We start from the raw sequence: 19,549 nt of genomic DNA, 5'->3' as shown, positions 1-19,549 counted from the left end.
GAACATGTCTGCTTTGCTCACCATTGAAGGCGTGTCGATGCGCTTTGGCGCCTACCAGGCGCTGGACCATATTGACCTGGACATCCAGCAGGGGGAATTCGTGGCCCTGCTGGGGCCCAGCGGTTGCGGCAAGACCACCTTGCTGCGCTCGATTGCCGGCTTTCTGAAACCGGAATCGGGCCGCATTCTGATCGATGGCCAGGACATCAGCCGCTTGGCCGCGCACCACCGCCCGCTGAACACGGTCTTCCAGAACTACGCGCTGTTTCCGCACATGACCGTGCTGGAAAATGTGGCCTATGGCCCGCGGCGCCAAGGCGCATCCAAAGCCGAGGCCGCTGAGCGAGCGCGCGCAGCGCTCGACATGGTGGGGCTGGCGGACTTCGGCGCGCGCTACCCCCGCGAAATGTCCGGCGGTCAACAGCAGCGCGTAGCGCTGGCGCGCGCCATCGTGAATCAGCCCAAGCTGCTGTTGCTGGACGAACCCCTGTCTGCGCTCGATTTGAAGCTGCGCAAGCGCATGCAGCTGGAACTCAAGCATCTGCAAGCCAAGCTGGGCATCGCATTCATCTTCGTCACCCACGACCAGGAAGAGGCCATGACCATGGCCGACCGCGTCGTCGTCATGCATGCCGGCCGTATCGAACAGGTGGGTGCGGGCACGGATATTTATCGCCAGCCCGCGACCCGCTTCGTCGCCGAATTCATCGGCGATGCAAACTTCATGGCGTTCACCGCGGCAGACAGCAACGCGCTGCGGTTGGACGTGCAGGGCCTGCGCGTGCCGCTGGCCTCCGCACCCGCCTTGGCGCGCGGCGTGGCGGTGCTGCGCCCTGAAGATCTGCGCTTGAGCGACGGCCAGGCCGGCTGCGTATTGACGGGCACCGTCACCGACGTCATCAACGTGGGCAGCCACAGCATGATCCACGTCGACATCGGCGGCCAGACGGTCGTGGCGCGCCATGGCGGCATCGCGCCGTCGGGCTTGCGGACAGGAGCCACCGTGAGCCTGGCGTTCGCGCCCGAACACCTGCACCTGATTGGTGAACAGCCATGAACCGGCGCGCCTGGCTCTCACCCGGCCTGCTGCTGGCGGCCCCCGTGCTGTTTTTTGCAGCCTTCTTCCTGGCGCCGTTGGCGGTGGTGGCGTTGGCCAGTATCACGGGCGGCCCGGATGGCGCCACGCTGACCTTGCAGCAGTACACGCGCGTGCTGGCCGACCAATACCACTGGGACGTGATCCTGGTGACCTTCCGCCTGGCGTTCTTCACGACGGTCGTCTGCGTGATCCTGGGCTATCCGCTGGCTTGGTATCTGGTGCGCGTGGTGCGCTGGCAGGCGTGGCGGCGCTTCTGCGTCATCTTGCTGGTCGTGCCGCTGTTCACCAGCAACATCGTGCGCGCCTTTGGCTGGATGGTGCTGCTGGGCCGTAATGGCCTGGTCAACCAGGCGCTGGTGGGCGTGGGCGCAGCCGACCGCCCCGTGCGCTTCATCGGCACCGAGCTGGGCATTTTGATTGGCATGGTCTATGTGCTGCTGCCGTTCGTGGTGCTGGCCGTAGGCAATGCGCTGGCCCGCGTGGACCCGGCGTGCGAACACGCGTCTGCCGACCTGGGCGCCAGCCCCGCCGCGACGTTCTTTCATATCACCTGGCCGCTGACGCTGCCCGGCGTCGTGTCCGGCGCCATCATCGTCTTCACGCTGGCGGTCAGCGCGTACGTGACGCCGGCGCTGCTGTCGGGCGGCCGCATCTCGGTGCTGTCCATGCTGATCTTCCAGCAATACAGCTCGGTGTTCGACTTCCATTACGGCGGCGCGCTGAGCATGGTGCTGCTGGTCTTCACCCTGATCCTGGTGGCGCTGGCCAACCGCGCCGCCACCTTGCCCGGAGCCGCGCGATGATCGCCCGCCATCTGATCCGCCTGATCGCGCTGGCAGTGCTGGCGTACCTGGCCCTGCCGCTGATCGTGATCCTGGGTTCGTCCTTCACGGCCACGCCTTACCTGGCGTTTCCGCCGCAAGGCTGGACGCTGGAGTGGTACCGCACGCTGTTGGTCGAAGCCGGCTATGTGGCGGCGTTCACGACCAGCACGGTGCTGGCGCTGGCGGCAACCATCGTGGCGGTGCTGCTGACCGTGCCGGCCGCGCTGGCGGTGGCCCGCTACGAATTTCCGGGCAAGGCGGCGTTGACGTCGGTGCTGATGTCGCCGCTGGTGCTGCCGCACATCGTGCTGGGCGCGGCGCTATTGCAGTACGGCGCGTATTTCGGTTTGACGCGCAGCTTCCTGTCGCTGTTGATCGGGCACATCGTCATCATCGCGCCGTTTGTGCTGCGGTCGACGTTGACGTTGTTGACGCCCGAGCAGCGCGCGCTGGAAGAAGCGTCTGCCGATCTGGGCGCTAATCCCTGGACCACGTTCTTCCTGGTGGTACTGCCGCAGATCCGCCCCGGCATCGTCACCGGTTCCATCTTTGCGTTCATCTCATCGTGGATCAACGTGGAGCTTTCCATCTTCAACACCACGGCGGACCTGAACACCATCCCCGTCAAACTTTTCAACTATGTGCAGTACACGATTGATCCGACCATCGCAGCCGTATCGGGCGCCACGATTGTGGTTGCGGTGATCGCTATCGTCATTCTGGATTTGACCGTCGGCTTGGACATGCTGTCCGAACGCGGCAAATAGTTTCCCTCCTTCCGCTTTTCCCCTTCATCCTACTTAGTCTGGAGCCACAGTCATGCGCAAGCAAGACGCGTTCGATGTCATCTATACCCATACCGAAGGCGAGCCCCTGTGCATCGTGCATAGCGGCATCCCCTACCCCGCCGGGTCCACCATCCTGGAAAAACGGGCCTTTCTGGAGCAGAACTACGACTGGCTGCGCCAAGCGCTGATGCGCGAACCGCGCGGCCACAAAGACATGTTTGGCGTGTTCCTCACGCCGCCGTCCAGCCCCGAATTCGATGCGGGCCTGATCTACATCGACGGCACCGAGTATTCGCATATGTGCGGCCACGGCACCATTGCGGTCAGCATGGCGATGGTGGCCAATGGCCTGGTTGCCCGCGGCAAGGACGGCATCACGAAAATCCGCTTTGAAACCACGGCCGGGCTCGTGGTGTCGGAAGTGGCGTCCGAAGGCGACAACGTGTTGTGGACACGCTTTGAAAACGTGCCGGCCTATGTGGCTGCGCAAGACATCCCGGTGGAACTGCCGGGCTATGGCAAGCTGTCGGCCGACATCGTCTGGGGCGGCAACTACTTTGGCATCGTCGACTTGTCGGGCTGCGATCTGCGGATCTCGCCGGATAACGGCACCGAGCTGTCGCGCATGGGCTTGATCGTGCGTGATCAGTTGAACGCGCGCCACCGCATTCAGCATCCGACCCAAGCGCACATCAACAACCTGAACTTCATCACGTTCTGGCACCAGCCGACGATTGAAGGCGCGTTCTACAAGAACGTGCACGTGTTCAGCGCCGGCCAGTTGGACCGCTCGCCGGGCGGCACCGGCACCAGCGCCATGATGGCCATGTTCGAGGCGCGCGGAAAGATGGGCCTGAACCAGCCGATCAAGTCGGAAGGCTTGTTGGGCAGCGGCACGTTCGAAGGCTGCCTGCTTGGTGAAGTGGACCTGAACGGCACGCGCGCCGTGCGCCCCACGGTGAAAGGCACGGCCAGCATTCTGGGCACGGCACGCTGGGTGATCGACCGCAACGACCCGGTGGGTGCGGGGTTTTTGATTCGCTGATGTTGATTGGCTGAAAAAAAGCGCGCAAGGCCAGCCGGCCTTGCGCGCTTTGCTTCATGCCCGGTCACGCTGCCGCAGCGTCTTCCAGGATCATTTCCGCGCCGCGCTCGGCCACCATCATGACGGCGGCCTGCGTGTTGCCGGACACCATCTTCGGCATCACCGATGCGTCCACCACGCGCAAGCCTGTCACGCCATTCACACGCAGCCTGACGTCCGTTACGGCGGCCGCGTCCGACCCCATGCGGCAGGTGCCGATCGGGTGATAGATGGTCTGGCCGTTACGGCGCGCAAACTCCAGCCATTGCTCGTCGCTTTCAACCGCGGCGCCCGGGCTGACTTCGGCTTCGATATAGCGTTGCATGGCGGGCTGCCCCACGATACGGCGTGCGGCTTTCATGCCGCCCACGAGACTGTCGCGGTCGATCTGCGCCGACAGGAAGTTCGGGCGGATCGACGGGCCAGCCAACGGGTCGGCCGACTTCAGGTGGATGGAACCCACCGATTCCGGCCGCAACTGCGCCACTCCGATCGTCATGCCCGGATGCCGGTCCAGGATGCGCTCGGCGGCGTTGGCGTAGCTGGCGTGCACAAAGAAGAATTGCACGTCTGGCGTGGGCAGGCCCGGCGCGCTTTTGACAAAGCCATGAACGAGCCCCGTGCCTAGCGTCAGAATGCCGGTGTGACGCGTGTAGTAGCGCGCCACCTGTTGCGCCAGCCGCCAGCCGCGCGACATCTCGTTCAAGGTCACTGTGTTTTTCACGCGCCAATTCATGCGCGTGGCGAAGTGGTCGATATAGTTCTCGCCCACCTGCGGCTGCGCATGCACCAGCGCAATATTGAACGATTGCAGCAGCGCGGGGTTGCCCACGCCGGACAGCTCAAGCAACTGCGGCGATTGCACGGCGCCCATGCACAGCACCGTTTCGCGGCGCGCGCGCACCGTGTGCTCCTGCCCGTTCTGGCGGTACGTGACGCCCACGCAGCGCTTGCCTTCGAACACCAGCCGCGTCACATGCGCGCCGCACTCGACGCTTAGGTTCTTGCGTCCAGCGGCGGGCTTCATGTAGCCGTCCACCACGCTCCAGCGGCGTCCACGATGCTGCAGCACCTGGTAGTAGCCCACGCCTTCCTGGTTGCCGCTGTTGTAGTCGGCGTTCAAGGGCTGGCCGTCTTCCTGCGCGGCGCGCAGAAACGCGTCGGATACGGGAAAGCGCTCGGCCACTTCCTCAAGATGCATGGGGCCATGCTTGCCGCGCGTGTCACCGCCTGCATCGTAATGTTCGATCTTGCGGAACAGGCGCTCGGCCTGCGCATGCCCCCAGCCGGTCGCGCCCGCCGCTTCCCAGCCGTCGTAATCCTGAGGCTGGCCGCGCACGTAAATCATGCCGTTGATCAGCGTTGATCCGCCCACGCCCTTGCCGCGCGGCACCGCGATGGTGCGGCCATACACGTTGTCTTCCGGCTCGGTTGCGAAGCGCCAGTTGTAGTCGGGGTTCACCAGCAGCTTGGAAAAGCCTGCCGGGATGCCGATCCACATGCTGCGCGCCTCTTGCCCGGCTTCCAACATCAGCACCCGATGCTTGCCATCGGCGCTGAGCCGGTTGGCCAGAATGCAGCCCGCCGTGCCGCCGCCCGCAATAATGAAGTCGTAATCCGCCATCGCTATTCACCGAATCCTGATGTTGGCTGCATGGCTACTTGGCGGACGTCACGCCCAGCATCTCGGCCATCAATTCAATCTGGCAGGCCAGCATCGGCGCGCCGTAGTGAACCTTGCAGCCCTTGGCTTGCGCGGCCAGCAGCAGCGCGGTGTCTTTCGGCTGCATGATGACTTCGCACACCAGTTGGTCCGGCGTCAGACGCGCGGTGTCCAGCGGCAGCGCATCGCCTTCCTTCATGCCCAGCGAGGTGCCGTTGACGACGAGGTCATGGCCCGACGGGTCGGGCGTGCCCACCGAGATATCGGCATCGGGATGCAGCGACAAAATGCGCGCCTTCAGATCTTCGGCCTTGGCCGGGGTACGGTTGGCAATCGTCAGGTGCGACACGCCCGCCTGAACGAGCGCAAAGCCGATGGCGTTGGCCGCGCCGCCGGCGCCCGCCAGATACGCGCGCTTGCCTTGCACCGTGACGCCAGCCGTCAACAAGCCGCGCACGAAGCCTTCGCCGTCCAGCATATGAGCCGTCAGCCGGCCGTCGGCATCGCGGCGCACCACATTGGCCGCACCGATTTTTTGCGCGACGGGCGTCACCTCGTCAACGAGGTCCAGGATGGCCGTCTTGTGCGGCATGGTGACGATGACGCCACCCAGGTTTTCCAGCCGGCGCAGGCCGTTGACGACGTCGGCCAGATTGTCGGGCCGCGCGTGAAAGGGCACGCACACGCCGTCAAAGCCCAGCTTGTCGAACAGCTCATTCAAGCGCTGCGGCGTCTTCACGTGATGGATGGGGTCGGCCAGGATGCCGAACAGGCGGGTGTTTCCGCTGATTTCCTTCATGGGGTCTCCGGAGTGTGGGGGTCGTATCAGGACTGGATCAGAGCTCGCGCCACGTCGCCAATGCCGGCGGCGTCAAGCTGGTAGTGGGCGTACAAGGTAGTGGGCGGCGCGATCAGGCTGTATTCATCATAGATGCCGTGGCGGCGCAGGCGCGTGCCGGTGCCGGCATCCGTCAACACTTCAGCCACGGCCGAGCCCAGCCCGCCCAACACGTTGTGTTCTTCCACCGTCATCATCAGACGGGACTGGCCAGCGGCGGCCAGCACGGCGTCGCGGTCCAGCGGCTTGATGGTGGGCATGTCGATGACGCCCACCGACAAGCCCTCTTCTCGCAATTGCTCGGCGGCTGCCAACGCGGCGTGCAAGGTGATGCCGCAAGCAATGATGTTCAGGTCGCTGCCGGTTGAATGCACGATGGCGCGGCCGAATTCGAATGGCGCGCCGTCTTCATACACCTGCGGATCGCGGCCGCGGCCAATGCGGAAGTAGATCGGTTCAGGCCAGTTGACGGATGCCTTGATGGCCGAGGCCAGTTGCGGGCCGTCGGCGGGCGACACCACCGTCAGGCCCGCCAACGCGCGCATCGTCGAGATGTCTTCGGTGGCGTGGTGCGACGTGCCGTAAAAGCCCAGGCTGATGCCGGTGTGGTGGCCGATGAGCCGGACGGGCAGCTTGGTGTAGGCCACGTCCATGCGGATCTGTTCGCAGCACAACAGACCCAGGAAGGACGCAAAGGTGGCGACGAACGGCATCATGCCGGTGGTGGCCAGGCCGGCCGCGGCCGACACCATGTTCTGTTCCGAAATGCCGAACTGGATGTAGCGGTCGGGATAGGCCTGCGCGAAACGGTTCAGGCCGTTGGAATATTGCAGGTCGGCCGAGCCCGCCACAACCGGGTGCCCGGCCTGCGCCAATTCGATCAGCGCATCGGAAAGATAGGACAGCCCGGGGTTCACCGCATTCAGGGCGCGGTATTGCCAGGAATCTGGAGAGAGAACTTGTGCCTGTGCCATTCAGATCTCGCGGGAAAGAATTTCGTCGACGGCGCTTTGCGCGTCTTGCGGCGCCAGATAGCCCAAGTGCCAGCCCGGCTCGGTTTCCATATAGGAAACGCCTTTGCCCTTGATGGTCTTGGCGATGACGCAGGCGGGCTTGTCGCGCGTGTCGTCTGCGCGCAGGCGGCGCAGCAAGGTGGTCAGCGCGTGCAAGTCATGGCCGTCCACTTCATGCACGTCCCAGCCGAAGGCCTGCCACTTTTCCTTTAGCGATTCGACACCCATCACGTCATCCACCTTGCCGTCCAACTGGTAGCCATTGCGGTCGATGATGGCGACCAGGCGCGACAGCCTGTTGTGCGCGGCAAAGAGCGCCGCTTCCCAAACCTGCCCTTCCTGCATCTCGCCGTCGCCAAGCATCACGAAGACATTGAAGTCGCGCTGGCTCATGCGCCCGCCCACGGCCATGCCGACGCCGTTGGACAGCGCATGCCCGATCGAGCCCGAGCTGAAGTCCACGCCCGGCACCTTGCTCATGTCGGGGTGGTCGCCCAGCGGGCTGCCCAGGCGCGTGTAGCCGTCCAGCAGTTCGCGGTCGATGAAGCCGTGATCGGCCAGCACCGGGAACAACCCGACCGCGGCATGCCCTTTGCCCATCAGGAAGCGGTCGCGGTCCGGCCACTGCGGCTCGCCCGGGCGCAAACGCATCACGTCGTAATACAGCGACGCAAAAATCTCGGCGCACGAAAACACCGAGCTGTAATGCCCGACCTTGGCGATTTCGATCAGTCTGATTGTCTCCAGCCGGATGTAGCGGGCCTTTTCCCGCAGCATCCTGACTTCCCCCTCGGTGGGGGCCTCCTGGTTGTGGCGCATGGCGCGTCCTTTCTTCGTTAGGATATATGATATATAATATACCCATTGTGCTCGGATTGGCTATGGCGGGCTAGAATTCATCCCGGATTCACCCGTTCCCCTCATACAGCAAGCTCCGAAACGTCATGCCCAGCCTCAAACCGGTCAAGAAAGAGAACCTCTCCGTCAGGGTCTACAACGAAATCCGCAATGCCCTGATCAACGGGCAGTACGAACCCGGAGAACGCCTGATCATTGGCGAACTGGCTCAGGAAATGGGCGTGTCGATCACGCCCGTACGCGAAGCCATCTTCCGTCTCATCAGCGAACAAGGCCTGGAAATGCAGGCGGCCACGGCCGTCTATGTGCCGTACGTGAATTCGGAAAAATTGCGCGAGATCCAGCAGATCCGGTTCCATCTCGAAGGCATGGGCGCGGCTGAAGCCGCGCAGAACATCACGCGCAAGCAGCTGGACAACCTGATCGCGCTGCAAAAGGATTTCATTTCCTGCACGTCGACTGACCCCAAGCGCGCCAGCTACCTGAACCGCAAGTTCCACTTCGGCATTCTGGAAGCCAGCAACAAGCCCATCTTGCGCAGCACCGTGGAATCGTTCTGGGTCATTACCGGCCCCATCCTCAAGGTGTTCCACATCAAGACCGCCGGGCTGGACTATTCCGAAAACGAACACCGCCACGAAGCCGTGCTTGAAGCATTGGAAGCACGCGACTCCGAAGCCGCGCGCAGCGCCATCCAGGCCGATCTGGTCTGGGGCGGCAAGATCATGATCGACTGGTTGGTCGAACGCGAAAAAGAGCTCGACTACCGCCCTCCCGTGCCACGCAAATAGGAAGACTTCATGCTGAAGATTTTTGGCGCTCCCTGCCGCTACATACAGGGAACGGGCGCCCTGGACACCCTGGGCCAGTACGCCGCCCTGTTCGGACAACGCGCCGCCCTGGTCATCGACCGCTACGTGCATGGGGTGTTGGGGTCCAGAATCGAAAGCCTGTGCGCCGAACACAATGTGGCGCTGACGCCCTTGATCGTTGATGGCGACCTGACGCCTGAACTGATTGCCGAGCTGCGCGCGCAGGCCGCGCCCGCCGGCATCGACATGGTGATTGCAGTGGGCGGCGGCAAGTCGCTGGACGCAGGCAAGGCGGTGGCGAAGTCGTCGCATTGCCACCTGATCACGGTGCCGACGGTGGCCTCCAACGACGCGCCCACCAGCAAGAACTACGTGCTGTACGACGCCCATCACAACCTCCTGGCGGTAGAACACATGCTGTTCAACCCCACGATCGTGCTGGTGGACACGGCCATCATCGCGACCGCGCCCGTGCACTTCTTCCGAGCCGGCCTGGGCGATGCGGTGTCGAAGAAATTCGAAGCCGAGCAATGCCAGCGCAACGGCGGCAAGAACATGTATGACGGCGCGCCCCTGCTGTCGGCGCAGCTGATTGCCGACGGCTGCCTGCGCACGCTGCTGGCCGATGGCGTGGACGCCGTGGCGGCGGCCGGCACCGGCGAACCCACGCCCGCATTCGAACGCGTGGTGGAAGCGATGATCCTCATGAGCGGTCTCGGTTTTGAAAGCGGTGGCCTGTCCATTGCGCATGCCCTGACGCGCGGGTTGCCCAAGATCGGCGGCGTGGGAACGGCGCTGCACGGCTTGCAAGTCGCGGTTGGCTTGCTGGTGCAGCTTGACCTGGAGCAACGCAACGACGGCATGCTGGCCGACCTGACGCAGTGGTACGCCCAAGTCGGTCTGCCCACCACGCTGCGTGAACTGGGCGCGGCCGACATGCCCAGCGACGCTGACCTGACACTGGCCGCCGAACTCACGTTGAAAGCCCGCCATGCCGCCAACTTCGATCGCGTGCTGGACGTCGCCCAGCTGACCGAGGCGCTACGCCGCCACGCTTGAGATCAGCCGGCAGCCGGCGCCCACGCGCCGGCCCGCCTGCTTCCGATCAGAACGCCACGTTGTCCCGGCCCTTCAGGCCGAGCTTGGCGCGCGCTTCGTCAGGCGTCGCCACTTCCAGGTTCAACGCTTCCACAATGGTGCGGATGCGTTCCACCTGCGAGCGGTTGGATTCCGCCAACTGGCCCGGCCCGATCCACAGCGAATCTTCCAGACCCACGCGCACGTTCGACCCCATGGCCGCACCAATCGTGGCCAGCGGCATCTGGTTGCGTCCGGCGCCCAGAATCGACCATTCATAGTCGTTGCCGAACAGGCGGTCGGCCGTGCGCTTCATGTGCATCAGGTCTTCAGGATGCGGGCCGATGCCGCCCAGAATGCCAAACACCGACTGGATGAACGGCGGCGACTTCACCAGCCCACGGTCCACGAAGTGGGCCAGGTTGTACAGGTGGCTGATGTCATAGCACTCGAACTCAAAGCGCGTGCCGTTGGCGTTGCCCAGGGTCAGAATGGATTCGATGTCCTGATAGGTATTACGGAAGATCAGCGAACGGCTGTTCTCCAGATGCTCCCGTTCCCAGTCGTGCTTGAAATCCTGAAAGCGGTCCAGCATCGGGAACAGGCCGAAGTTCATCGAGCCCATGTTCAGCGACGCCAGCTCGGGCTTGAACGTCGTGGCCGGGCGCATGCGTTCTTCCACCGTCATGTGCGGGCTGCCGCCGGTGGTGATGTTGATGATGGCGTCGGTCTCGTTCTTGATGCGTTCCAAGAAGGGCTTGAACAGCGCCGGGTCTTGCGACGGCTTGCCCGTTTCCGGATCGCGCGCATGCAGATGCAGCACCGCCGCGCCCGCCTTGGCCGCACCAATGGCGGCTTCCGCAATTTCATCCGCCGTGACCGGCAGATGCGGCGACATGCTGGGCGTGTGGATGGCGCCCGTCACGGCGCAGGTGATGACGACTTTCTGTTTCGGCTTAGCCATGATTGTCTCCGTCCTCTTGTTTGTGGCGCATCAAGCGCATCAGTTTTTCATCGCGCCAGAAGCGGCGCTTGCCCAGGTCTTCCTGCGGCAGCAGGCTGCGGCGTTCCTGTTCCAAGGCATCCACCAGCGCGCCATCCCACGCGACGCATTCGCTTTGGTCGGCGCCAATCGATTGGTACAGGCCACCGTAACGCGCGCAATAGTCGGCAATGCCGCCCGGTGCATTCAGGTCGATGGTTTCAAACGGCCCCATGAACGACCAGCGCAATCCCAGGCCGTCTTTCACCGTTGTGTCGATGTCTTCGGCGCTGGCGATGCCTTCCTTGGCCAGCCGGAAAGCTTCGTGCAGCAACGCGCCTTGCAGGCGGTTCAAAATGAAGCCTTCGATTTCACGGCGCACGCGAACCGGTTTTTGGCCGATGTCCGTCATGACGTCGCGTGCGCCCTCAAGCGCCGCGGCATCCGTCCACGGCGCGGGGCAAAGCTCCACTACCGGAATCAGATACGGCGGGTTCACCGGATGCGCGACCAGGCAGCGATGCCGCCCGGCCAGGTGCTCGGTGAACTGGCTGGCGGGAATGCTCGATGTTGAGCTGCCGATGATCGCGTCCGGCTCGGCCACGGCGTCCAATTCCAAGAACAAGGCGCGCTTCACGTCCACCTTTTCAGGCGAGTTCTCTTGAATGTAGCGGGCGCCCTTGACCGCGTCGGCCAGGCTGGCGGCCACGTGGACCCGTTCGATGATGGTGTCAGCGCCCTTCACGAGCCCTTGCGACTCCAGCTCGCGCAGCTGTTGCAGAATCAGCGCACGCGCCTCGGCCAGCATGGCGGCGTTGACATCGAACAGGCGCACCGTCCAGCCCATGCGCGCGAAGACGATGGCCCATCCCTGGCCGATCAGGCCCGTGCCGATGATGGCGGCGCAGCGCACCGCATTGCCGGCGGCCATCAGTAGAGCTTCTGCGTGAAGCCGTCCACCACGATGGCCTGGCCCGTGACGCTGCGGGCGGCCTCGCTGGCGTTGAACAGCACCATGTTGGCGATATCGCGTGCGGTCACCATGCGGCCCAGCACGGCCTGGTTCTCGTACTGCGCAGAAATCTCGTCCACGGGACGGCCCAGCGTGCCGGCCTTGGCCGCGATGACGGCGCGGATGCGCGGGCCTTCAACTGCGCCCGGCAGGATGGCGTTGACGCGAATGCCGTGGGCGCCAAGCTCAATGGCAAGCGACTTCGTGAAACCAATCACCGCCCACTTGGATGCCGAATACACCGAGCGTCCGGCAAAGCCCAGATGACCGGCGGCGGAAGACAGGTTGATCATCACGCCCGCCTTCGATTCCTTCAGCATGGGAATGGCCTGGCGCGCGCACAGGAACTGGCCCGTGATGTTGACGGCCAGCGTGCGGTCCCAGTCGGCCTTGGACAAGGACTCAACATACCCCGTCGGCCCGGCCACGCCCGCGTTGTTGATCAGGATGTCCAGCCCGCCCAGTTTCTGCTTGACCGCAGCAAACAGCGCGCCCACGCTGTCTTCGTCGGACACATCCGCCACCGCGGTATGCACGCCGGGAAGCTCAGAAGGCAGCTCAGCCAGCCGGGCCTGATTCACGTCGCACACGAAAACCGTGGCGCCTGCGTGATGAAACACCTTGGCCATCTCCAGGCCCAGACCATCCGCACCGGCGGTGATCAGGACCCGTTTTCCGGCGAAATCGACTTCCTCGAACATGCTGTTGTCTCCTGGGTTTTATGGAAAATCGCGCGTTTGATCATATACGATATATGATAAAACCCAATTTTTTCTTGTAAGAATTCCACCATGCGACTCCTCCGAAAGGTGTCGTCCGCCTGGCGGAATATTGCGGTTCATTTCCTATGAAATTGGCCGCTAAGGCTTTATTCACGCGGCTTTAGGGAATTCCCCGATTCGGCTTGAAGCCGCCGACACTAGAATCCACTTCGGGGTTTTTGTACCTGACCGGCGCATATATCATATATTTAAAAAAGACGGACAACACAAAAAACAGTCCGCATCCCAAACCGACAAAGGAGCGAAGACAGTGTTCAAGTTCAACAAGATTATTGTGGCGCTGGGCGTGTGCGGCGTACTGGCAAGCGGCACCGCAGCGGCCGACATGAAAGTGGGCGCCCTCTTCCCGTTCAGCGGCGCGCTTGCGCTCCTGGGGCAAGAGAGCTATCGCGGCCTGGAGCTGGCCGTCAACGAGATCAACGCTGCGGGTGGCGTCAACGGAGAGAAGATTGAAATCGTCAAGGCGGACGCGGTTGACCCGACGCAAGCCGTGTCGGAAACCAAGCGCCTGATTTCGGCCAATGTGGTCGGCGTGTTTGGCAGCTACGCATCGGGCATCTCGTACGCGGCCTCGCCCGTGACGGAACTGGCCGGCGTGCCGTACTTCGAACTGGGCGCCACCGCCCACAAGATCACGACGCGCGGCTACAAGTACCTGTTCCGCAGCAACCCCAACACGGCGCTGTACGGCGTGTCGGTCGTCAACGCGCTGCACGACACCATTGCCCCGGGCATGGGGCTGAACCCCAAGGACATCAAGATCGGCATCATCCACGAAGACGGCCCTTATGGCACCGACGTGGCGGCGACCGAAAAGAAGCGCGCGCAAGAGCTGGGCTACACGGTCGCCGAAGTGCTGCCGTATTCGGCCAAGACGGTGGACCTGTCGTCGCTCATCCTGCGCTTGAAGGGCGCCAAGGTTGATGTGGTGTTGCAAACGGCTTACCAGAACGACGCCATCCTGTTCTTCAGCCAGGCGCGTGCCGCGGGCTTCAAGCCCAAGGTCGTGATTGGCGCGGGCGGCGGCTATTCGCTGGCCGATACCGCCAAAGCGGTGGGCGCCGACATGAACGGCGTGTTCGATCTGGACTTCCCGCAATCGTCCATCAACCCGGCCGGCGCGCCGGGCCTGGACAAGTTCCTGGAAGCCTACAAATCCACCTACAAGAGCGATCCGCAATCCGGCCATAGCCTGACCAACTACGTCGGCGCCAAGGCCTTCTTCGAAGCCATCGGCAACGCCAAATCCACCGACAAGGACAAGATCCGCGCCGCGGTCATGGCCTACAAGAAGCCCGCCGGCCAGACGGCCAACGGCTGGGCCTTCGACTTTGGCGAAGACGGGCAGAACAACGCTTCCACGTTCTACGTCATGCAATGGCAAGACGGCAAGCTCGTCACCATCGCGCCCAGCAACCTCGCACTTGGCAAGCCTGTCTTCAAGAAATAAGCGCCACGCCAGTGATCAGGCGCTCGGGGGCGCCTGACGATTCCCGGGTTTTGCGCGCCCCGGCGCGGCTGCACTCCATGCGGCCGCGCCGGGGCGGCATCCCGCTCTAAGAGGTTGCACCATGGATATCTTCATTCAACTGGTCATCAATGGCCTGTTGCTGGGTGGCGCGTACACCATCATCAGTCTGGGGCTGACACTGATCTTCGGCGTCGTGCGCGTCGTGAACTTTGCGCACGGCGAGTTCCTGATGATCGGTATGTACCTGGTCTATCTGATCGCCGCGCAATTCGGCGTACACCCTTATGTGGGCCTGGTTCCGGTGGCCGTCATTCTGTTCGCGCTGGGTGCGCTGACGCAGAAAGGCATCATCCAGCCGCTGCTTAACGCCGACCAGCACATTCAGATTTTCGCCACGGTGGGCGTGTCCACCATCCTGCTCAATCTGGCGCTGGTGATCTTCGGCGCCAACGTGTATCGCGCGCCGGTTGCGCTGGGCACCAACGCCATCGACGTCGGTAACTACTCGATGGTGACGGGCCAATTGATCACGTTTGTGGTCGGCATCAGCCTGGCCGTGCTGCTGCATCTGTTCATGCATCGCACCTACCTGGGACGCGCGCTGCGCGCCGTGGCCCAACATCGCTATGCCGCCACGCTGATGGGCGTGAACGTGAACAACGTCTACGCCATCGCCTTCGGCCTGGGCACCGCATTCGTCGGCATCGCCGCGGGCCTGCTGGCGCCGCAGTATCCGGTGTTTCCGACCGTCGGCACGTATTTCGTGCTGACGGCATTTGTGATCGTGGTGCTGGGCGGCCTGGGCAGTTTGTACGGCGCCGTCGCCGGTTCAATGATCATTGGCATCGTCGATACGCTGGCCGGTTATTACATCGCCCCCGACCTGAAAGAGGTCGTGTATTTCGGGATCTTCCTCTTGATCCTTGTCCTGCGTCCGAACGGTTTGTTCGGCGTCGGCACCGAGTGATCAACGCCACAAGGAGCGAGACGTGTTTCCCGACTTTAGAAGCCCCAAAGCCTACGTCAGCCTGATTCTGCTGATCGTCATGTTCATCGTGCCCGCCGTAATGGGCACGCCTTTCTGGACCAATCTTTTCGTTCTGCTGTTCGTCTTTTCATCGCTGTCGGTGGCCTGGAACATCGTGGGCGGCTACGCAGGGCAGCTGTCGCTGGGCCATGCCGTGTTCTACGGCATCGGCGGCTATACCGCGACGCTGCTCACGCAGAACTTCGGCATCTCGCCGTGGTTCGGCATGTTGGCGGGCGCGGCGATTTCGGCCGCAGTCGCCATCCTGATCAGCTACCCCACGCTGCGGCTGCGCGGCCCGTTCTTCGCGCTGGCCACCATCGCCATTCTTGAAGTGGTGAGGCTGCTGGTCATCCACGAAGAAAGCTGGACGGGCGGTTCTAGCGGTATCAGCCTGCCGCTGAACATCGGCTGGGCGTGGATTGTGTTCCGCGAAAAGCTCAACTACGTGATCATCGCGTTCGGGCTGTTCCTGTTCGTGACGTGGGTGTCCTGGTACGTCCGCAAGTCACGCATCGGCCACTACCTGATCGCCATTCGTGAACGCGAAGACGCAGCGCTGGCCGTGGGCATTCCCACAGTGCGCGTGAAGATCATCGCCGCGGTCGTGTCGGCCATGCTGACCAGCATCATCGGCACGTTCCACATCACCTACCTGACGTTCGTGGACCCGAGCTCGGCGTTCTCGCTGGAGCTGTCGATTCAGGTTGCCATGTTCGCGTTGATTGGCGGCCTGGGCACCGTTGCTGGCCCCATCGCGGGCACCTTCCTGGTGCTGCCAATTGCCGAGCTTGCGCGCGGCTGGTTGTCGAGCGTGGGCAACGGCATGCACGGGCTGATCTACGGCCTGATTCTGGTGGCCGTGGTGCTGACCATTCCGCGTGGTCTGGCCGGCGCGTTCGGCCCTGCCATTGAACGCATGCTGGCGCGTCTGCCTTACCTGGGCACGCCGCGCAAGAAGCTGAAATTGGCTGACGAACTGCGCATGCATAACGCCACGCGCGTCGAGCAACCGGTGCTGAAGGCCGACAAGCTGTTCAAGAGTTTTGGCGGCCTGCGGGCCACCAACGACGTGTCGCTGACGCTGAACCAGAACGAAATCCTGGGCATGATCGGGCCGAACGGCGCGGGCAAGACCACGGTGTTCAATCTGCTGTCGGGCTTTTTGTCGCCCGACAAGGGCGGCATTTCGATGCTGGATGCGGACGGCAATTGGGTCACGTGCAAGACGCCGGACGAGTTCGCGCACAAGGGGCTGGGCCGCACCTTCCAGATCGCCAAGCCGTTCACGGGCCTGACGGTGCTTGAGAACATCATGCTGGGCGCGTTCATCCGCACGTCCAGCCGCGACGAGGCCGAGCAGATTGCGCTGAAGGTGGCCGAGCAGACGGACCTGGTCAAGTACTTGAACACCGAGGCGCGCAGCCTGACGGTGGGCGGCATGAAGCGTCTGGAGATTGCCCGCGCGCTGGCCATCAAGCCGCGCATTCTGTTGCTGGACGAAGTGATGGCGGGGCTGAATCCCACCGACATTGAAAAGTCGATCCAGATGATTCGCCGCATCCGAGATTCGGGCGTGTCGGTGCTGCTGATTGAACACATGATGCAGGCCACGATGGCGCTGTCCGACCGCATCATCGTCCTGAACGAAGGCGCCGTGCTGGTCAGCGGCGCGCCGAAGGACGTGGTCGAGAACCCCGCCGTCATCGAGGCCTATTTGGGCAAGGAGTACCAGGATGCTTAAGGTGTCGAATCTGTCGTCGGGCTATGGCAAGAGCCAGGTGCTCAACGGCCTGAACTTCGAGGTCAACGCGGGCGAAATCGTGACCCTGATCGGCGCCAACGGCGCGGGCAAGACCACGACGCTGAAGACGCTGTGCGGCGTGATTCCCGCCATGCAGGGCAAGGTCGAGTTCGAAGGCCATGACCTGACCAACCGCAACCCCTACGACATCGTGGACGCCGGGATCACCATGATTCCCGAAGGCCGCCAGTTGTTCCCGCACTTCACGGTGAAAGATAACCTGTTGATGGGGTCGTACAAGCGCGCCGCGCGGCCGATCGTGCAGCGCAAGCTGGACGAAGTGCTGCGCATTTTTCCGCGCGTGAAGGAACGCCTGTCGCAGTACGCCGGCTCGTTGTCGGGCGGTGAGCAGCAGATGGTGGCCATTGCGCGCGGCATGATGGCGGACCCCAAGCTGCTGGTGTTCGATGAACCTTCGCTAGGCCTGTCGCCGCTCTTGGTGCAGCAGATGTTCGACATCATCCGCAACGTCACGTCCCATGGCGTGACGGTGCTGCTGGTTGAGCAGAACGTATTCCGCACCTTGCGGCTGGCCGACCGCGGCTATGTGCTGGAAAACGGCGCCATCGTGCGCACCGGCACCGGCGCCGAGCTGCTTAGCGACCCCCACGTAAAGAAGGCCTATCTGGGCCATTGAAGATCAGGATTCCCTTATGTCCTTACGCTGCACATTCATCGACCATGGCAAGGGCGGCGCGCCCGACTGCATGCACATCGCCGAACGCGACATGGACGCGCCCACCGGCCGCCAGCTGCTGATCGAAGTGGCTTATGCCGGGGTCAACCGCCCCGACGTGCTGCAACGCTCGGGTTCGTACCCGCCGCCCCCGGGCGCATCGCCCTATCTGGGGCTGGAAGTCTCCGGCACCGTCATCGCCGTGGGTCCTGACGTGACCGCCTGGAAAGTGGGCGACGCCGTCTGCGCGTTAACGCCTGGCGGCGGTTACGCGCAGTACTGCCTGGCCGACGAGCGCCATTGCCTGCCGGTGCCGCGCGGCATGGACATGCTGTCCGCTGCCGCCATCCCCGAAAACTACTTCACCGTCTGGACCAATGTGTTCGACCGCGCTCGCTTGTCGGCCGGCGAAAAATTCCTGGTGCATGGCGGCTCCAGCGGTATCGGGCTGACGGCCATTCAACTGGCGCGCGCATTCGGCGCAGAAATCTGGACGACGGTTGGCAACCAGGCCAAGGCCGACGCCTGCTTGAAAGCGGGCGCGCACCACGCGCTGCTTTACCGCGATGCGGACTTCGAAGCGGAAATCCGGCTCGCCACCCATGGCGCGGGCGTTGACGTCATTCTGGACATGGTGGGCGGCGCCTACATCAACAAGAACATCCGGTCGCTCGGCATCAACGGCCGGCTGGTGCAGATTGCGTTCCTTGAAGGCAGCAAAGCCGAAATCGATGCGCTGCCCATCATGACGAAGCGGCTGCAGTTCACGGGTTCCACGCTGCGCCCCAGGTCTGATGACGACAAAGGCGCCATCGCGCAATCACTGGCGGAAAAAGTCGTGCCGCTGATGGAGCAAGGCCAGTGCCTGCCGCTGATTCACGAAGTGTTCCCGCTGGCCGAGGCCGCGCGCGCACATGCCTTGATGGAAAGCAGCAAGCACATCGGCAAGATCATGCTGAAGGTGCAGGCATGAGCGGACGCTTTCAGGATCAAGTCGCTATCGTGACCGGCGCTGTGGGCGGCATCGGGTCGGCGATTGTCGAGGGCTTTCTGGCGGAAGGCGGCCGGGTGGGCCTGATTGATTTCAACGCGCAAGGCGGACAAGCCTACGAAAAGACGCTGCGCAAACACGGCCACGACGCCGTCTTCGTGCCGGCAGATGTGGCGCACTTCGACCAATGCCAGGCCGCGTACGACCGCATTACGTCGACGCTGGGCGCAGCCACGATTCTGGTCAACAACGTCGGCATCTCGCCCAAGACCGAGGGGCGCGCGCTGAAGGTCTGGGAGATGCCGCCCGGCGAATGGAACAACGTGGTCGCGGTGAACCTGAACAGCGTGTTCTACATGACGCATCTGGCCACGCCGCATATGGTCAAGCAACGCCAGGGGCGCGTGATCAATATGTCGTCGGTGGCCGGCAAGGCGTATTGCGACATCGTCGCCGCGCATTACGCAGCGACCAAGGCCGGGCTGATCGGCCTGACGCGCCACTGGGCCGCCGAGCTGGGCGAGTTCGACGTCACGGTGAACGGGCTGGCGCCCGGGCGCATCAGCACGCCACTGCTGAAAAGCGTGCCGCAGGAAATCAACGACGCGGTCACGCGCGTGACCGCGTTGCGCCGGCTGGGCACGCCCGAAGAAGTGGCCGATGCCTGCCTGTTCTTCGCGTCCGATCAGGCAAGATTCGTCACCGGCCAGGTGCTGGATGTGGCGGGCGGCTGGTTGATGACGTAAGC

19 protein-coding genes are annotated in these 19,549 nt (G+C 63.3%); 12 read left to right on the top strand and 7 right to left on the bottom strand.

Annotated elements, in window-relative coordinates; all coding sequences use genetic code 11:
• Positions 1-4 precede the first annotated feature (4 nt).
• The 4 genes from AC1DSJ_RS22015 to AC1DSJ_RS22000 are packed head-to-tail and all read left to right on the top strand — an operon-like array spanning position 5 to position 3,756.
• Positions 5-1,057, top strand: coding sequence for an ABC transporter ATP-binding protein (locus AC1DSJ_RS22015; RefSeq protein WP_441372143.1), 1,053 nt, complete (start codon positions 5-7; stop codon positions 1,055-1,057).
• Complete coding sequence (locus tag AC1DSJ_RS22010) at positions 1,054-1,902, top strand: ABC transporter permease (protein ID WP_175171505.1); 849 nt, start codon at positions 1,054-1,056, stop codon at positions 1,900-1,902. Before AC1DSJ_RS22015 ends, AC1DSJ_RS22010 begins: the two co-directional genes overlap by 4 nt.
• Complete coding sequence (locus AC1DSJ_RS22005) at positions 1,899-2,690, top strand: ABC transporter permease (protein ID WP_175171504.1); 792 nt, start codon at positions 1,899-1,901, stop codon at positions 2,688-2,690. The genes AC1DSJ_RS22010 and AC1DSJ_RS22005 overlap by 4 nt, the downstream gene beginning before the upstream one ends.
• A 52-nt stretch (positions 2,691-2,742) precedes the next feature.
• Complete coding sequence (locus AC1DSJ_RS22000; RefSeq protein ID WP_441372142.1) at positions 2,743-3,756, top strand: proline racemase family protein; 1,014 nt, start codon at positions 2,743-2,745, stop codon at positions 3,754-3,756.
• A 64-nt stretch (positions 3,757-3,820) separates the two neighbouring features.
• Here AC1DSJ_RS22000 and AC1DSJ_RS21995 read toward each other — a convergent pair whose 3' ends face one another.
• The 4 genes from AC1DSJ_RS21995 to AC1DSJ_RS21980 are packed head-to-tail and all read right to left on the bottom strand — an operon-like array spanning position 3,821 to position 8,128.
• Positions 3,821-5,419: a GMC family oxidoreductase gene (locus tag AC1DSJ_RS21995; RefSeq protein WP_441372141.1), complete on the bottom strand. Its 1,599-nt coding sequence runs from the start codon at positions 5,417-5,419 to the stop codon at positions 3,821-3,823.
• Positions 5,420-5,453: 34 nt separating this feature from the next.
• Complete coding sequence (locus AC1DSJ_RS21990; protein WP_054427895.1) at positions 5,454-6,257, bottom strand: shikimate dehydrogenase family protein; 804 nt, start codon at positions 6,255-6,257, stop codon at positions 5,454-5,456.
• 26 nt (positions 6,258-6,283) lie between these two features.
• On the bottom strand, positions 6,284-7,270 hold the full coding sequence (locus tag AC1DSJ_RS21985) for a transketolase family protein (protein WP_441372140.1): 987 nt from the start codon (positions 7,268-7,270) through the stop codon (positions 6,284-6,286).
• Positions 7,271-8,128: a transketolase gene (locus tag AC1DSJ_RS21980; protein WP_054427897.1), complete on the bottom strand. Its 858-nt coding sequence runs from the start codon at positions 8,126-8,128 to the stop codon at positions 7,271-7,273.
• A 125-nt stretch (positions 8,129-8,253) separates the two neighbouring features.
• Between AC1DSJ_RS21980 and AC1DSJ_RS21975 the strand changes: the two genes are divergently transcribed.
• Complete coding sequence (locus AC1DSJ_RS21975) at positions 8,254-8,958, top strand: GntR family transcriptional regulator (protein ID WP_054427898.1); 705 nt, start codon at positions 8,254-8,256, stop codon at positions 8,956-8,958.
• 9 nt (positions 8,959-8,967) lie between these two features.
• On the top strand, positions 8,968-10,038 hold the full coding sequence (locus AC1DSJ_RS21970) for a glycerol dehydrogenase (protein ID WP_441372139.1): 1,071 nt from the start codon (positions 8,968-8,970) through the stop codon (positions 10,036-10,038).
• 46 nt (positions 10,039-10,084) lie between these two features.
• On the opposite strand, the gene kce is transcribed toward AC1DSJ_RS21970, so the two are convergent.
• Genes kce through AC1DSJ_RS21955 form a run of 3 tightly spaced genes read right to left on the bottom strand, consistent with a single transcriptional unit; the run spans position 10,085 to position 12,751 of the window.
• Positions 10,085-11,020 carry a 3,5-dioxohexanoate:acetyl-CoA acetone transferase gene (gene kce / locus AC1DSJ_RS21965; RefSeq protein WP_054427900.1) on the bottom strand — a complete coding sequence of 312 codons (936 nt, stop codon included), beginning with the start codon at positions 11,018-11,020 and terminating at the stop codon, positions 10,085-10,087.
• Positions 11,013-11,969 carry a 3-hydroxyacyl-CoA dehydrogenase gene (locus AC1DSJ_RS21960; protein WP_175171500.1) on the bottom strand — a complete coding sequence of 319 codons (957 nt, stop codon included), beginning with the start codon at positions 11,967-11,969 and terminating at the stop codon, positions 11,013-11,015. The genes kce and AC1DSJ_RS21960 overlap by 8 nt, the downstream gene beginning before the upstream one ends.
• Complete coding sequence (locus tag AC1DSJ_RS21955; RefSeq protein ID WP_441372138.1) at positions 11,969-12,751, bottom strand: SDR family oxidoreductase; 783 nt, start codon at positions 12,749-12,751, stop codon at positions 11,969-11,971. Before AC1DSJ_RS21955 ends, AC1DSJ_RS21960 begins: the two co-directional genes overlap by 1 nt.
• 331 nt (positions 12,752-13,082) lie before the next feature.
• Here AC1DSJ_RS21955 and AC1DSJ_RS21950 point away from each other — a divergent pair, with 331 nt between their 5' ends.
• From AC1DSJ_RS21950 to AC1DSJ_RS21925, 6 genes are all read left to right on the top strand, one after another.
• A complete protein-coding gene (locus AC1DSJ_RS21950; RefSeq protein WP_175171499.1) occupies positions 13,083-14,282 on the top strand; it encodes an ABC transporter substrate-binding protein in 1,200 nt (399 codons plus the stop codon).
• A gap of 121 nt (positions 14,283-14,403) precedes the next feature.
• Entirely contained in the window at positions 14,404-15,270 is an 867-nt protein-coding gene (locus AC1DSJ_RS21945; protein ID WP_175171498.1) for a branched-chain amino acid ABC transporter permease, read from the top strand.
• Between the two features lie 22 nt (positions 15,271-15,292).
• Positions 15,293-17,074, top strand: a complete 1,782-nt coding sequence (locus AC1DSJ_RS21940; RefSeq protein WP_054427904.1) for a branched-chain amino acid ABC transporter ATP-binding protein/permease — start codon at positions 15,293-15,295, stop codon at positions 17,072-17,074.
• Positions 17,067-17,771, top strand: coding sequence for an ABC transporter ATP-binding protein (locus AC1DSJ_RS21935; RefSeq protein ID WP_054427905.1), 705 nt, complete (start codon positions 17,067-17,069; stop codon positions 17,769-17,771). The genes AC1DSJ_RS21940 and AC1DSJ_RS21935 overlap by 8 nt, the downstream gene beginning before the upstream one ends.
• Positions 17,772-17,787: 16 nt before the next feature.
• Positions 17,788-18,783 carry an NAD(P)H-quinone oxidoreductase gene (locus AC1DSJ_RS21930; protein WP_054427906.1) on the top strand — a complete coding sequence of 332 codons (996 nt, stop codon included), beginning with the start codon at positions 17,788-17,790 and terminating at the stop codon, positions 18,781-18,783.
• Positions 18,780-19,547: an SDR family oxidoreductase gene (locus AC1DSJ_RS21925; RefSeq protein ID WP_054427907.1), complete on the top strand. Its 768-nt coding sequence runs from the start codon at positions 18,780-18,782 to the stop codon at positions 19,545-19,547. The genes AC1DSJ_RS21930 and AC1DSJ_RS21925 overlap by 4 nt, the downstream gene beginning before the upstream one ends.
• Positions 19,548-19,549: the final 2 nt, after the last annotated feature.

Source organism: Achromobacter sp. 01N37 (assembly GCF_056399725.1).
The sequence above is the reverse complement of the archived record's forward strand: the minus strand, read 5'-3'. Positions and strand labels throughout refer to the sequence as shown.